This window comes from Aliiroseovarius sp., from assembly GCF_965228805.1.
Lineage (GTDB): Bacteria > Pseudomonadota > Alphaproteobacteria > Rhodobacterales > Rhodobacteraceae > JASBTN01.
Window position 1 is genome coordinate 2,860,489 of record NZ_CBDDIE010000003.1, and the last position, 12,800, is coordinate 2,873,288.

Consider the following 12,800-nt stretch of genomic DNA (forward strand, 5'->3'; position numbering starts at 1 on the left):
GGACCATGGCAAAAACCTATCACCAACCGACCTTCCTCGAGTCCCTGAGGGCCCGCTTTTTCTCGACCCGGCTGGATGCGGCGATGACCATCGGTTTCGGCGCTCTGGTGGTCTGGATCCTCTGGGGGCTGGTGGACTGGGGGCTGTTGAACGGCACCTTCTCAGCCGCGGACCGCGAGCACTGCGGCCATGGCACCGGTGGGGCCTGCTGGGCGGTCATAGATGCGCGCTGGCGGCTGATCCTGTTCGGCCTCTACCCGTTTGAAGAGCAATGGCGATCCGCCATCGCCTGCCTGTTCATGGTGCTGACCGGCGCACTGTCCTGTGTGCCCTGGTTCTGGAATGCCAAACGCATCTCGATGCTTTGGGTCGCGGGGTTCACCATTTTCTATGTGCTGATGCGCGGCGGCTATTTCGGGTTGAGCGAGATCTCGGAACAGAACTGGGGCGGGCTGTCGCTGACCATCTTCATCTTCGCCACCGTGATCCTGCTGGGCATGCCCTTGGCCATCGTCTTTGCCCTGTTGCGCCGATTAGACCTACCCTGGATCGCGGGCACCATGGCATTGGTGATCGATACGATCCGTTCGCTGCCGCTGCTGTCGATCATGTTCACTTTCGCCATCGTGCTGCCCTTCGTGCTGCCGGATTGGGCGGTGGGCGACAAGCTGTATCGCGTGATCGTCGGCTATGCCCTGTTCTTTGCCTGCTACCAGGCCGAGATCATCCGTGGCGGCATGCAGGCGCTGCCATCCGGGCAGGAGGAAGCCGCCAAGGCGCTTGGCATGAACTACTGGCACCGGATTGGCTATATCGTGTTGCCCCAGGCCTTCCGCAACGCCCTGCCGCCGACGATCAATCAGTTCGTGATCACCTTCAAGGAGACCTCGTTGGTCGTGATCATCGGCTTTTTCGAAGTTCTGGCCTCGGGCAACGCGGCCTATGGCACGGCCGAGTGGAACTTCGCCCATGTCGAGGTCTACTGCTTCGTTGCCCTGATCTATTTCACCTTCGTCTTCGCCCTGTCGCGCTATGGCGCCTACCTGGAACGCCGTCTGAGCGTCGCCACCCGTTGAGGAACCTGAGATGACCGACCAAGATACCGCCGTGCGCATCACCGACATGGACAAGTTCTATGGCGCGTTCCACGCGCTGAAGAACATCAACCTCACCGTTGCCCGGGGCGAACGCATCGTGATCTGCGGCCCGTCCGGGTCGGGCAAGTCCACCCTGATCCGCTGCATGAACAAGCTCGAGGATTACCACGGCGGCTCGATCAACGTGTTGGGCACCGAACTGGATGACAACCTGGAGCACATCGACGAGATCCGCCGCGAGACCGGCATGGTGTTCCAGCATTTCAACCTGTTCCCGCACATGACGATCCTGGAAAACTGCACACTGGCCCCGATCCTGGTACGCAAACAGCCGCGCGCCGAGGCCGAGGCGATCGCGATGGAGTATCTGACCAAGGTGAAGATCCCCGAGCAGGCGGACAAGTATCCCGGCCAGCTGTCTGGCGGCCAGCAGCAGCGCGTGGCCATCGCCCGGGCCCTGTGTATGCGCCCCGAAATCATGCTGTTCGACGAACCGACCTCTGCTCTGGACCCCGAGATGATCTCGGAGGTGTTGGACGTGATGGTCAGCCTTGCGAATGAGGGGATGACAATGATCTGCGTCACCCATGAGATGGGCTTTGCCCGCCAGGTCGCCGATCGGGTCATTTTCATGGCCGATGGCGAGATCATCGAACAGGCCCCGCCGACGCAGTTCTTCGACAACCCGCAGCAGGAGCGCACGCGCGCCTTCCTCGATCAGGTGATTGGTCACGAAAGATGAAAGACACAGCTATGACCGAGCTCAGCCACTCGACCCACGACGCCCAGGCCGACGACCGCAATGACAATGTGCTGATCCATGTGAACGGACAGCTGGTGCCGAAGCACGAGGCCGTGGTGTCGGTCTTTGACAGCGGGTTCATGCTGGGGGATGGCATGTGGGAGGGGCTGCGGCTCTACGATGGCGAATGGGCCTTCTTTGACGAGCACATGGACCGGCTGTTCAACTCGCTGAAATCGGTGTCGATCGACATCGACAAGGGGCCGGAAGACATCCGCAAGATCCTTGATGACACGGCGACCGCCAATGGCATGACCGGTGACGCTCATTGCCGGCTGATGATCACCCGCGGGCGCAAAGCCAAGCCGTTCCAGCACCCGGGCTTGTCGCGGTTCGGGCCCACCATTGTCGCCATTATCGAGCATTCCAAGCCCGCCGACAGCCTGCAGGCCCAGGGCATTCGCCTGGCCACCGTGCCCCAGGTGCGCGGTCTGCCGATGAGTCAGGATGCGAAATACAACAGCCATTCCAAGCTGAACTGCATCATAGGCTGTTTGCAGGCCGAACAGGCGGGGGCGGATGAGGCCTTGATGCTGGACCCGAACGGGTTCGTGAACACCACCAATGCCTGCAACTTCTTCATCGTGCGCCGGGGTGAGGTTTGGACCTCGACAGGTGACTACTGCATGAATGGGGTCACCCGGCAGAAGGTGATCGACCTATGTCGCGCAACCGATATCCCCGTGCGCGAGAAGAATTATTCGCTCTACGAGGCCTACGGCGCCGACGAGGCCTTCCTGACCGGCACCTTCGGAGCGCAGACACCCGTTGCGGAGATCGACGGCAAGAAGATCGGGCGCCATGAGGGCGCGGGCCCCATGACCTTGCGCTTGCGGGCTCTCTACAAGGACCTCGTGGCGCAGAACGTCGCGGATCAGAAGGTGACACGGGGATGATCGCAGGGGCAGGGGAGCTTCTTCTGCTGGGCTGCGGCAAGATGGGGGGTGCCCTGTTGCGAGGGTGGTTGGCCGAAGGGCTGCCCGCCGATCGCGTGACCGTGATGGACCCACGCCCGCCCGAGTGGCTGATCGAACTGACCGGGCAGGGCCTCTGCCTGAACGCCTTGCCGCAAACCCCGCCCGACATTGCCGTCATCGCGACAAAGCCGCAGATCATGGCACAGGCGCTGCCCGACATGGCGGAGTATGGCAATGGCCCGACGCTGTTTCTGTCCATCGCGGCGGGGACGCCGATTTCAGTCTTCGAAACCATGTTGGGGGCCAATACCCCCGTGGTGCGTGCCATGCCCAACACGCCCGCTGCGGTTGGCGCGGGGATCACCGCGCTGGTCGCCAACGCGCAGGTGGCAGCCGGTCAATTGGCTCAGGTGCAAGCGCTGATGGGCGCTGTTGGGGACACGGTCCTGTTGGAGGACGAAGACCAGATGCATGCGGTCACAGGCTTGTCCGGCTCGGGGCCCGGCTTATGTTTTCGCCATGGCCGAGGCGATGATTGCAGCAGGCCGTGAACTGGGTTTGTCCCATGAGATTGCCAGCCGGCTGGCCGTTGCCACGATTGCGGGGGCAGGGAGATTGATGGCAGAAGACGGCGCTACTCCGACCGCGTTGCGTACCCAGGTGACCTCGCCAAATGGCACCACGGCGGCGGGGTTGGAGGTACTGATACGCAGCGATGCGGGGATTGAAGCCTTGGTGGCGCAGACGGTTGCGGCTGCCGCAGCACGCAGTCGCGAATTGGCAGAGGGGTGAGCCTCAGGCCTTTGCCTGTCCGGCCACAGCCAGGCAGTTTGATCTGGGGCCGTTCGGCAGTAACTCTAGGTTTGCGCGTGTGCTTGCGCCGTATTTCCATCCATTGCCGCGGTTATCACCAGATCCTCGTGGCGGCTGTGCGCGCCGGTGCCCGACATCCTGACAAGAAATGGTTCGGTCGTTGGGGGTATGCAATCCGCCCATTATGGTCAGCATCTGCTTAGCGGGCAAAGCCCGCTTCGTCCCGCGCAGCCGTTGGTTGTCAGGCCGACAGTTTCACACACGCGGCGAATGGTCGGTTCGGTGACTTCTGGCGTGGCGTGTGTGGGACACCCAAGCGCGGGGTGGCGCACCTGTTTCGAGCTGAAGTGTGTGTCACGCCGGTGTCCGTGGATTGATCCGGCGTGACACAGCTGTCAGACGCAGTTGTCACTGAATGCCCATGAGCATCCTGGGGAGGAAAAGCGACAGGTCCGGCAGAAAAGTGACGATCAGCACCATGGGCAGGTGTCCCAGGCACAGGAACTTCAGCGTGATGCCGATGTACTTTTCCAAGGTGATCTTGCTGACCCCGGCGGCCATGTAGAGCATCGGTGCACAGGGCGGCGAGACGTTGCCCAGCCCCAGGTTGGTGCCGACGATGGCGGCAAAGTGGATCGGGTGCACGCCCAGCTCGGTCACCACCGGCAGCAGCACGACCGCTGCCAGCACGCTGCCCGAGATGTCGTCGACGATCATGCCCATCAAGAGCAGCACGAGGTTGATCAGCAGCAGCAGAAGGATGCGGTTCTCGGACAGGTTCAGAAGCAGGTCGGCGATCTGCCCGGGCACCTGTTGCAGCACCATCGAGCGGCTCATCATGAACAGGAAGAACAGGACGGTGATGATCGAGCCGGTGGTCACTGCCGCCCATTTGGTGCCGTTCCAGAAGGCGCGCAGGCTCAGGCTGCGGTAGATGAAGAAGCCGACGACGGTCGCGTAGACCAGGGCGATGGCGGCGGCCTCGGTCGGGGTGGCGATGCCGCCGTAGATCGCGCCGAGGATGATGATCGGCATGAGCAACGCCCAGAAGGCTTCGCGGCCGGAGCGGCCGATGCGCAGGGTCACCTCCTTCATCGGCAGTTTCTCTTCGACCTTGATGTCCTGATTGTTGCGCAGGAAGACGAAGTTCAGCACCACGTAGAGCACGGCCAGCAGAACGCCGGGGATCACGGTCGACAGGAAGGCCGCGCCGACCGAAAGTCCGCCGGTGACGGCAAAGACGATCATCGGGATCGACGGGGGGATCATCAGCGCCAGGACCGACGAACAGGCCACCAGCGCGGTCGCATGTCCGACCGGATAGCCCTCGCGCACCATGCGCGGGATCATGATCTGGCCGATCGCGGCAATTGCCGCCGAGGACGAACCCGAGATGGCGCCGAAGAGCGCGCAGGTCACGATGGTCACGGCCCCCAAGCCGCCCTTGATGCGCCCGACGAAGGCGTTGACGAAGTCGAGCAGGCGGTTCGATATGCCGCCCTCGGCCATGATGGTGCCCGCCAGCACGAACAGCGGCAGGGCCAGCAGGGCGAAGCTGGTGGTGGTCTGATAGGCATAGGGGATCAGGAACGAGATGTTCGACCCGGTTCCGATCCCGAAGACGAGCGCCCCGATGCCGAAGGCGAAGGCAATCGGCATTTCCAGCAGCAGAAGCACCACGATCAGGGCAATGGCAAAGGCAAAGATCAGCATTGCGGGGTATCTCCTTTGCGCAGTTTCTGAATGTCGATGTATTGGTTTAGCGCCTGCATGAGCAGGGCCAGGAAGGTGCCGCCAAACCCGATGACCAGCGAGAAGGACCAGATGCCCTTGGGCCAGCGCAGGTAGGAGCTCAGGCGCCCTTTCTCGATTTCGAAGAAGGCGTATTTCAGCGCGAAATAGCCGAAGACGGCGCAGGCCAGGATGCTCAGCACCGTCATGATCAGGCGCACGGTCTGCACGGCGGTGCGGTTCTTGACCACCAGAGTCAGGATGCCACCGTGGATATGTTCCCCCTGGCGCGTCACATAGGCCATGGCCGGGAAATAGACCCAGGCCCCGAACAGAAGCGCCATTTCCTCGATCCCCACGAAAGGCGAGTTGAAGCCGTAGCGCAGGATGACCTGAACGAACATCAGGACCGCCAGGGCGATGCTGAAGAGGGCGAGCCCGTTCGACAGGGTCCAGGCATAGGCGTTTTCGAGCTTCAGAAAGGTGGCATAGCTTGCGGACACGTCGCCTTCCGGGATGGCGGTGATGTGCTCGGGCGGTTCGATGACGGTAACTTCGGGGTCGTAGATGAAGGACGCACCCGGCTCTACGGGGCCATGTGGATGCTGTTTAGAATGTCGGTCCATGGTTTCCTCCCAAATCAAACGGGGCCCGCCAAGGCGGGCCCACGTCGTCGTGTCATTGGATGCCAGCAGCGGCTTTCAGCTTCGCCATGATCTCGGGGCCGACGATCTCCTCCATCATCGGCCATTCGGTTTCATGGACGATCTTCGCGGCGGCGGCGATCTGTTCGTCGGTCAGTTCGATGACCTCGATGCCCTCGTCGCGCGCTTTCTGCAGGAACTCGTTGGACTTGCTTTCGGCTTCATCCCAGGACCACAGGACGGTTTCGTCCGCGGCGGCCTGAAGGGTGGCGCGGTCCTCGTCCGACAGGCCTACCCACCAGGACTTGTTCACCAGCCAGAAGGCAGTTTCGAAATAGTCATTGGTCAGGATGTTGGTTTCCAGCACGTCGCGCAGGTTGTAGGTCTCGACCGCGGTCGAGAAGGCCCGCGCGTCCACCGTGCCCAGTTGCAGCGCAGTATAGACCTCGGCCAGCGGGATCGGCACGGCGCCGAAGCCCAGGTTGTTGAACCGGTCGACGGCGATCGACACCGGGGGAACGCGGATCTTGAGGTTGCCGCCCTCGCCGGGCAGGTTCAGCGGCTTGGCGCCCACGCCCTTGCGGATCACGACCGAGCCGAAGTCGGTCGGGATGATGCCGATGGCGTGCAGATCCATGTCGTGCAGGATGTCGTTGTAGATCTCCAGCATCTCGCCGCCGGGGCCATAGACCTTGCGGGCATCTTCCCAGTTCGACACCACGTAGCCCAGCCAGGACAGGTCCAGGCGCTGATCGAATTCCGAGGCGCCCCAGGTCAGCGACATGGGCACGACGCCTTGCATGGATTGTTCGAACAGCGAGGTCCAGTCGCCCAGGTCCCCGCCGGGGTGATAGGCGATGCCGAAGTTGCTGTCGGCGCCCAGCGTGTCCTGGAACTTCTCGGACATGGCGTGGAAGATGTGGTCGGTGGCCATGGCATGGGCGAGAATGAACCGCTCCTTGGCCAGGGCCGGGGTCGGGGTCGACAGGGCGGTGGCCGCAAGCAAGGCGGCGCCACCCAACGCGCCAAAGGCACGTCGGCTGAGTTTGGTGAACATGATGGTCTCCTCCTAGGGGTTGTGCCTGCCGGCATTGCGCCGACAGGTTGGGCTTTGCTCAGATCAGCAAAGTTCGGGGGCCACGAACTCGTACCCGAGATCGTCGGCCACGGCCTTGTAGGTCACCTTGCCATGGGCGACGTTCAGACCGTTCATCAGGTGACGGTTGTCGGCCAGCGCCTGTTTCCAGCCGTGGTTGGCAATGGCCAGGGCGTGCGGCAGGGTCACGTTGTTCAGCGCATAGGTCGAGGTGCGCGCGACCGCGCCGGGCATGTTGGCGACGCAGTAATGCACCACGTCATCCACCACATAGGTCGGTTCGGCATGGGTGGTGGCCTTCGAGGTCGCGAAACAGCCGCCCTGGTCGATCGCCACGTCCACGACCACCGCGCCGGGTTTCATCTTGCCGATCAGCTCGCGGGTCACCAGCTTGGGCGCCGCTGCGCCGGGGATCAGCACCGCGCCGATCACCAGGTCGGCATTGCTGACCTCTTCTTCCAGCGCGGCCTTGGTGGAATAGACCACCTTGGCCGAGGCTTCGAAGTGGTTTTCCAGCTTTTCCAGAACAGCCGGGCTGCGATCCAGGATGGTCACATCCGCGTGCAGCCCCACGGCCATCTGCGCCGCGTTGAACCCGACGACACCGCCGCCGATGACCACGACCTTGCCGGGTTTCACGCCGGGCACACCGCCTAGCAGCACACCGCGCCCGCCCTTCGCCTTTTCCAGGGCACCGGCACCGGCCTGAACCGCCATGCGTCCTGCGACCTGGCTCATCGGCTTGAGCAGCGGCAACCCGCCGGCATCATCGGTCACGGTCTCATAGGCGATGCAGACCGCGCCCGAGTTGACCAGATCCTTGGTCTGCTCCGGATCGGGGGCGAGATGCAGATAGGTATAGAGGATCTGACCTTCGCGCAGCATGGCGCGTTCCACCGCCTGCGGCTCCTTTACCTTCACGATCATTTCGGCGTTGGCAAAGATGTCGGCCGCCGTTTCAGCGATTTCCGCACCGGCGGCGCGATAGGCATCGTCCTCCGCCCCGATCCCCGCACCGGCACCGGTTTCGACCAGGACGTTGTGGCCGTTTGCCACCAGCTCCGCCACGCTTTCGGGGGTGAGCCCGACGCGGTATTCGTGGTTCTTGATTTCCTTGGGAACCCCAATGAACATGGTCTTCACTCCTCTGTTAGGGGGATCATTTCGCCGTGGGCATGACGAATTCAGCACCTTCCGAGATGCTCTCGGGCCAGCGCTGCATGATGGATTTCTGCTTGGTGTAGAAACGCACGCCCTCTTCGCCATAGGCATGCATGTCGCCAAACAGGCTCTTCTTCCAGCCGCCGAAGCCGTGCCAGGCCATCGGCACCGGGATCGGGACGTTCACGCCGACCATGCCGACCTGGACCTGCTTGCCAAACTCGCGCGCGACATTGCCGTCACGGGTGAACAGCGACACGCCGTTGCCGAACTCGTGGTCGTTGATCAGTTGCAGACCTTCGGCAAAGTTCGCCACGCGCACGCAGGCCAGAACCGGGCCGAAGATTTCTTCGCGATAGATCTTCATGTCGGGGGTGACATTGTCGAACAGGGTGCCGCCCAGGAAGAAGCCCCCCTCGTGACCCTCGACCGTGTAGTCGCGCCCATCAACCAGCAGGTCGGCACCTTCTTCGACACCGCTGTCGATATACCCCTTGATCCGGTCCCGCGCGGCGGCGGTGACGATCGGGCCCATCTCCGCATCAAGCTCCAGACCGTTCTTGATCTTCAGCGCTTCGGCGCGTTCCTTCAGCACCGGCATCAGCTTGTTGGCCGCGTCCCCCACCAGCAGCGCGACCGAGATCGCCATGCACCGTTCCCCAGCTGAGCCATAGGCGGCCCCGATCAGCGCATCGGCGGTCTTGTTCATGTCGGCGTCGGGCATGACCAGCATGTGGTTCTTGGCACCGCCCAAAGCCTGCACCCGTTTGCCATGCCGCGCGCCGACCTCGTAGATGTAATTGGCAATCGGGGTCGATCCGACAAAGGACACGGCCTTGACGTCTTCGTTTTCCAACAACGCATCCACTGCCACCTTGTCGCCCTGCACCACGTTGAACACGCCATCGGGGAAGCCCGCCTGTTTCATCAGGCCGGCATACATCAGCGAGGCCGAGGGATCGGTCGGTGACGGCTTCAGGATGAAGGTGTTGCCCGCCGCGATGGCGATGGGGAACATCCACATCGGCACCATGACCGGGAAGTTGAAGGGCGTAATCCCGGCAACAACCCCCAGCGCCTGACGGGTGGTCCAGTTGTCCATCCCGGTCGAGACCTGTTCGGTGTAATCCCCCTTCAGCAGCTGCGGGATGCCGCAGGCAAATTCGATGATGTCGATGCCGCGCTCGACCTCGCCCTGGGCGTCGGTGAACACCTTGCCGTGCTCGATGGTGATGGCGCGGGCCAGGGCGTCCTTGTGCTGGCGCACCAGAGCCAGGAAGTTGTTCATCAGCCGCGCCCGGCGGATCGGCGGGGTGTTCGACCAGGCCGGGAAGGCGGCCTTGGCGGCGGCAACGGCGGTGTTCACCGTCTCGACCGTGGCCAGCGACACCTCGCCGGTCCGGGCGCCAGTGGCGGGGTTGAAAACAGCTTGGGTTCTTTCCTCGGCCGGGGAGGAAATTTGGCCACAGATATAGTGGCCGATCGAAGCGATCGGGGCATTGTCTTTCACGGAACTGTTCCTTGCGGTTGGGAGGGCCGTCAGGCCAGGTTTTTCAAGATGTCGGTCAGAGTATCGAACAGCGTGTCGATCTCTTGTTCCGAGATGATCAGGGGCGGCGAAAGCGCGATGATGTCACCGGTGACGCGGATCATCACACCCGCCTCCCAGGCCTGTTTCATCGCCTCCATGGCGCGCGCGCCCGGGGCGCCGTCGCGCGGGGCCAGCTCGATGGCGCCGACCAGGCCCAGGTTGCGCAGATCGACCACATTGGGCAGGCCAGCGAGCCCATGCAGGCGCTTCTCCCACTGCGGGGACAGGCGTGCCGCGCGGCCGAACAGATCGTTGCTTTCATAGCTTTCCATCGCCGCCAGGGCCGCGGCACAGGCAATCGGATTGGCCGAGTAGGTGTAGCCGTGGAACAGCTCGATCGGCGCATCGGCATTCTGCATCGCGCTGTCATAGATGCGGTTGTGCACAAAGACCGCGCCCATCGGGATCACGCCGTTGGTCAGACCCTTGGCCGTGGTGATGATGTCGGGGGTCACGCCGAAGTATTCGGCGGCGGTGGCGGCGCCCAGGCGACCGAAGGCGGTGATGACCTCGTCGAAAATAAGAAGGATCCCGTGCTGGTCGCAGATCTCACGCAGTTTCTTCAGATAGCCGACCGGCGGCAGCAGCACACCGGTCGATCCGGCCATCGGCTCGACGATCACCGCCGCGATGGTCGAGGCGTCATGCAGGGCGACGATGCGCTCCAGATCCAAAGCGAACTCTTCACCATGCTCCGGGCAGCCCTTCGAAAAGGCATTGCGTGCGGGATCATGGGTGTGGCGCAGGTGGTCCACGCCGGTCAGCAGGGTGCCGAAGTGCTTGCGGTTGCCCACGATCCCGCCGACCGAGATGCCGCCAAACCCGGTGCCGTGATAGCCACGCTCGCGGCCGATCAGCCGGGTCCGCGCGCCGTCGCCGCGCATCCGGTGGTAATGCAGCGCGATCTTCAGCGCGGTATCGACCGACTCCGAACCCGAGTTCGTGTAGAAGACATGATCCAGGCCACGCGGCATAATGCTTGTCAATTTCGAAGAAAGTTCAAAGGCTTGCGGGTGCGAGAACTGGAAGCTCGGGGCATAGTCCAGCTCATGCGCCTGGGCCTGGATCGCGGCGGTGATCAAGGGATCGCGGTGGCCCGCGTTGACACACCACAGCCCGGCGGTGGCGTCCATGATCTGGCGCCCATCGGTGCTGGTATAGTACATCCCCTCGGCCGATTGGATCATTCGCGGGCTTTGATGGAAGTCACGATTGGCCGTGAAGGGCATCCAGAACGACGTCTGATTATTGGGTGTCTGCAGCATCGCGGCTCCTCCTCCGAGCGGGATGAATTGTGATGACAAACACTGGCATGAGCAGGCCTGGCGGGTCAGTCCGTATTCTCCGGAAACGCTAACTCATTGAAAACACGTATGCCGCATGGTAAAGCGCTTTAGATATGAAGCGGGGAAGCACAAAGCCGGATCTGGAGACTGCGAAACGCCTGCGCGTGATTCGCACCGCCAAGGGGCTGAGCCAGAGGAAACTGGCCAAGCTGTCAGGCGTGGGCAGTGGCACGATTTCGTTGATCGAAAGCGGCACGACCCAGCCGTCGGTGGCCTTGCTCAAACGCATCCTGCACGGTGCCGATGTGAGTCTGGGATATTTCTTCAGCTTCGATCTTCAGGAAACCGAGAAGGTGTTCTTCCGCGCGGATGAACATCGCGACCTCGGCTCTGCCGGGGTGTCCTATTGGCTTATTGCCGGGGACCGCCAGAACCGGAAAATCCAGATGCTTTTGGAGGAATACGACCCGGGCACGGATTCCGGGCGTTCCGACCTGTCTCACGAAGGCGAGGAATGCGCGGTGGTCCTGTCGGGTCACCTCGAAGTCACGGTGGACGGGGAGACCACCGTTCTGGGGCCGGGGGATGCCTATTACTTCGACAGCCGCCTGCCGCACCGCTTCCGCAACATTGGCGATACCCCCTGCAAGGTGGTGAGCGCCTGCACACCGCCGACGTTCTGAGCCCTACCATCCAGTAGATGATAAAACGGAGACGGCTGGATGGATCACTCTTCCGCCGGGGACACGGCCCGCTGATAGAGGTGCCACGTGGTGTGGCCCAGGATCGGCAGGCTGAAGATCAGACCCAGAAACGCCGGAACCATCGACACCAGAACGGTGACCGAGATGATCGCCGCCCAGATGAGCATGACCACCGGGTTCTCGGTGACAACGCGAATGGATGTGAGCATGGCGGAAACGAAGTCGATTTCCCGGTCGAGCAACAGGGGCATGGCAACGACGGTCACCGTGAACAGGACCGCCGACAGAAACGCGCCCGCGCAGGTGCCAATGGCCAGGAAGGTCCAGCCCTCCGGTGTGAAGAAAACGGCGTTCAGGAACCCGTCGAGATCCGAGAAGGAGGCATCCTGCAGGGTGATCGCCAGCCAAAGCCGCACCTGGTACATCCACACCCAGAATATGAACAGGGTGACAAAGGCCATCCAACCCATCTCGCGCTTGCGTTGGTGTGCCATGACGGTCAGGATGTCCGACCAGCCGAAGCTCTGACCCTTCTGCAAGCGACGGGACATCTCATAAAGCCCTGCGGCGGCGAAGGGGGCAACCAGCGGAAAGCCGACAATGGCGGGGATGATCATCCAGATCTTGCCGAGCCAGACCAGGCTCCAGACAAGCAGGATCCCGAAAACCGCATAAAATAGGCCGAAGAAGCCGCTCATCAAAGGACGGGCAAGAAAATCGGAAAGCCCGGCTTTCAGCGACGCGGTGATATCCCCCGCGGTCACCGTGTTGACCTCGGGCATGACCGACGGCGGTGGCGTAAGATCATCCGGTGGCGTGGAGTCTTTCGTCTTGGATGTCATGACACACTCCTCCCTGAACATGGCAGCGCGCTGGTCCGTCTGCAAACAGACGTCACTCTGAGACAGACATCCCTCCTCCGCCTACAAGTCTGCATATGGTGGGGTACTGGGGCAAG

At 62.5% G+C, this 12,800-nt stretch carries 13 protein-coding genes; 6 read left to right on the forward strand and 7 right to left on the reverse strand.

Features of this window, described 5'->3' with window-relative positions:
• Positions 1-5 precede the first annotated feature (5 nt).
• The 5 genes from ACO07D_RS15040 to ACO07D_RS15060 are packed head-to-tail and all read left to right on the forward strand — an operon-like array spanning position 6 to position 3,608.
• Positions 6-1,076 (forward strand): amino acid ABC transporter permease, encoded by a 1,071-nt coding sequence (locus ACO07D_RS15040; RefSeq protein WP_421703763.1) that lies wholly within the window; start codon positions 6-8, stop codon positions 1,074-1,076.
• A 10-nt stretch (positions 1,077-1,086) separates the two neighbouring features.
• A complete protein-coding gene (locus ACO07D_RS15045) occupies positions 1,087-1,839 on the forward strand; it encodes an amino acid ABC transporter ATP-binding protein (protein ID WP_421703764.1) in 753 nt (250 codons plus the stop codon).
• 11 nt (positions 1,840-1,850) lie between these two features.
• Positions 1,851-2,795, forward strand: a complete 945-nt coding sequence (locus tag ACO07D_RS15050; protein ID WP_421705039.1) for an aminotransferase class IV — start codon at positions 1,851-1,853, stop codon at positions 2,793-2,795.
• A complete protein-coding gene (locus ACO07D_RS15055; RefSeq protein ID WP_421703765.1) occupies positions 2,792-3,367 on the forward strand; it encodes a pyrroline-5-carboxylate reductase family protein in 576 nt (191 codons plus the stop codon). The genes ACO07D_RS15050 and ACO07D_RS15055 overlap by 4 nt, the downstream gene beginning before the upstream one ends.
• Positions 3,336-3,608, forward strand: a complete 273-nt coding sequence (locus ACO07D_RS15060; RefSeq protein ID WP_421703766.1) for a pyrroline-5-carboxylate reductase family protein — start codon at positions 3,336-3,338, stop codon at positions 3,606-3,608. Before ACO07D_RS15055 ends, ACO07D_RS15060 begins: the two co-directional genes overlap by 32 nt.
• 429 nt (positions 3,609-4,037) lie before the next feature.
• On the opposite strand, the gene ACO07D_RS15065 is transcribed toward ACO07D_RS15060, so the two are convergent.
• The 6 genes from ACO07D_RS15065 to ACO07D_RS15090 form a co-directional block, all read right to left on the reverse strand.
• Positions 4,038-5,342 carry a TRAP transporter large permease gene (locus ACO07D_RS15065; RefSeq protein WP_421703767.1) on the reverse strand — a complete coding sequence of 435 codons (1,305 nt, stop codon included), beginning with the start codon at positions 5,340-5,342 and terminating at the stop codon, positions 4,038-4,040.
• Positions 5,336-5,986 carry a TRAP transporter small permease gene (locus ACO07D_RS15070; protein ID WP_421703768.1) on the reverse strand — a complete coding sequence of 217 codons (651 nt, stop codon included), beginning with the start codon at positions 5,984-5,986 and terminating at the stop codon, positions 5,336-5,338. Before ACO07D_RS15070 ends, ACO07D_RS15065 begins: the two co-directional genes overlap by 7 nt.
• A 52-nt stretch (positions 5,987-6,038) precedes the next feature.
• The gene (dctP, locus tag ACO07D_RS15075; protein WP_421703769.1) at positions 6,039-7,061 is read right to left on the reverse strand and encodes a TRAP transporter substrate-binding protein DctP; all 1,023 of its coding nucleotides are present in this window, start codon (positions 7,059-7,061) and stop codon (positions 6,039-6,041) included.
• Between the two features lie 63 nt (positions 7,062-7,124).
• Positions 7,125-8,234, reverse strand: coding sequence for an alanine dehydrogenase (ald, locus tag ACO07D_RS15080; protein ID WP_421703770.1), 1,110 nt, complete (start codon positions 8,232-8,234; stop codon positions 7,125-7,127).
• A gap of 25 nt (positions 8,235-8,259) precedes the next feature.
• On the reverse strand, positions 8,260-9,771 hold the full coding sequence (locus tag ACO07D_RS15085) for a CoA-acylating methylmalonate-semialdehyde dehydrogenase (RefSeq protein ID WP_421703771.1): 1,512 nt from the start codon (positions 9,769-9,771) through the stop codon (positions 8,260-8,262).
• 29 nt (positions 9,772-9,800) lie between these two features.
• Positions 9,801-11,117: an aspartate aminotransferase family protein gene (locus tag ACO07D_RS15090; RefSeq protein ID WP_421703772.1), complete on the reverse strand. Its 1,317-nt coding sequence runs from the start codon at positions 11,115-11,117 to the stop codon at positions 9,801-9,803.
• Between the two features lie 134 nt (positions 11,118-11,251).
• On the opposite strand from ACO07D_RS15090, the gene ACO07D_RS15095 reads away from it, so the two are divergent.
• A complete protein-coding gene (locus ACO07D_RS15095) occupies positions 11,252-11,821 on the forward strand; it encodes a cupin domain-containing protein (RefSeq protein ID WP_421703773.1) in 570 nt (189 codons plus the stop codon).
• A 44-nt stretch (positions 11,822-11,865) separates the two neighbouring features.
• Here the strand turns inward: ACO07D_RS15095 and ACO07D_RS15100 are convergent, their stop codons facing one another.
• Positions 11,866-12,684 (reverse strand): DUF2189 domain-containing protein, encoded by an 819-nt coding sequence (locus ACO07D_RS15100; RefSeq protein ID WP_421703774.1) that lies wholly within the window; start codon positions 12,682-12,684, stop codon positions 11,866-11,868.
• Between the last annotated feature and the right edge of the window lie 116 nt (positions 12,685-12,800).

What these genes read in the sequence shown, in the direction of transcription:
- ACO07D_RS15040 (WP_421703763.1), top strand. Translation starts at nt 6, where the DNA reads ATGGCAAAAACCTATCACCAACCGACCTTCCTCGAGTCCCTGAGGGCC.
- ACO07D_RS15045 (WP_421703764.1), top strand. Translation starts at nt 1,087, where the DNA reads ATGACCGACCAAGATACCGCCGTGCGCATCACCGACATGGACAAGTTC.
- ACO07D_RS15050 (WP_421705039.1), top strand. Translation starts at nt 1,851, where the DNA reads ATGACCGAGCTCAGCCACTCGACCCACGACGCCCAGGCCGACGACCGC.
- ACO07D_RS15055 (WP_421703765.1), top strand. Translation starts at nt 2,792, where the DNA reads ATGATCGCAGGGGCAGGGGAGCTTCTTCTGCTGGGCTGCGGCAAGATG.
- ACO07D_RS15060 (WP_421703766.1), top strand. Translation starts at nt 3,336, where the DNA reads ATGGCCGAGGCGATGATTGCAGCAGGCCGTGAACTGGGTTTGTCCCAT.
- ACO07D_RS15065 (WP_421703767.1), bottom strand. Translation starts at nt 5,342, where the DNA reads ATGCTGATCTTTGCCTTTGCCATTGCCCTGATCGTGGTGCTTCTGCTG.
- ACO07D_RS15070 (WP_421703768.1), bottom strand. Translation starts at nt 5,986, where the DNA reads ATGGACCGACATTCTAAACAGCATCCACATGGCCCCGTAGAGCCGGGT.
- dctP (WP_421703769.1), bottom strand. Translation starts at nt 7,061, where the DNA reads ATGTTCACCAAACTCAGCCGACGTGCCTTTGGCGCGTTGGGTGGCGCC.
- ald (WP_421703770.1), bottom strand. Translation starts at nt 8,234, where the DNA reads ATGTTCATTGGGGTTCCCAAGGAAATCAAGAACCACGAATACCGCGTC.
- ACO07D_RS15090 (WP_421703772.1), bottom strand. Translation starts at nt 11,117, where the DNA reads ATGCTGCAGACACCCAATAATCAGACGTCGTTCTGGATGCCCTTCACG.
- ACO07D_RS15095 (WP_421703773.1), top strand. Translation starts at nt 11,252, where the DNA reads ATGAAGCGGGGAAGCACAAAGCCGGATCTGGAGACTGCGAAACGCCTG.
- ACO07D_RS15100 (WP_421703774.1), bottom strand. Translation starts at nt 12,684, where the DNA reads ATGACATCCAAGACGAAAGACTCCACGCCACCGGATGATCTTACGCCA.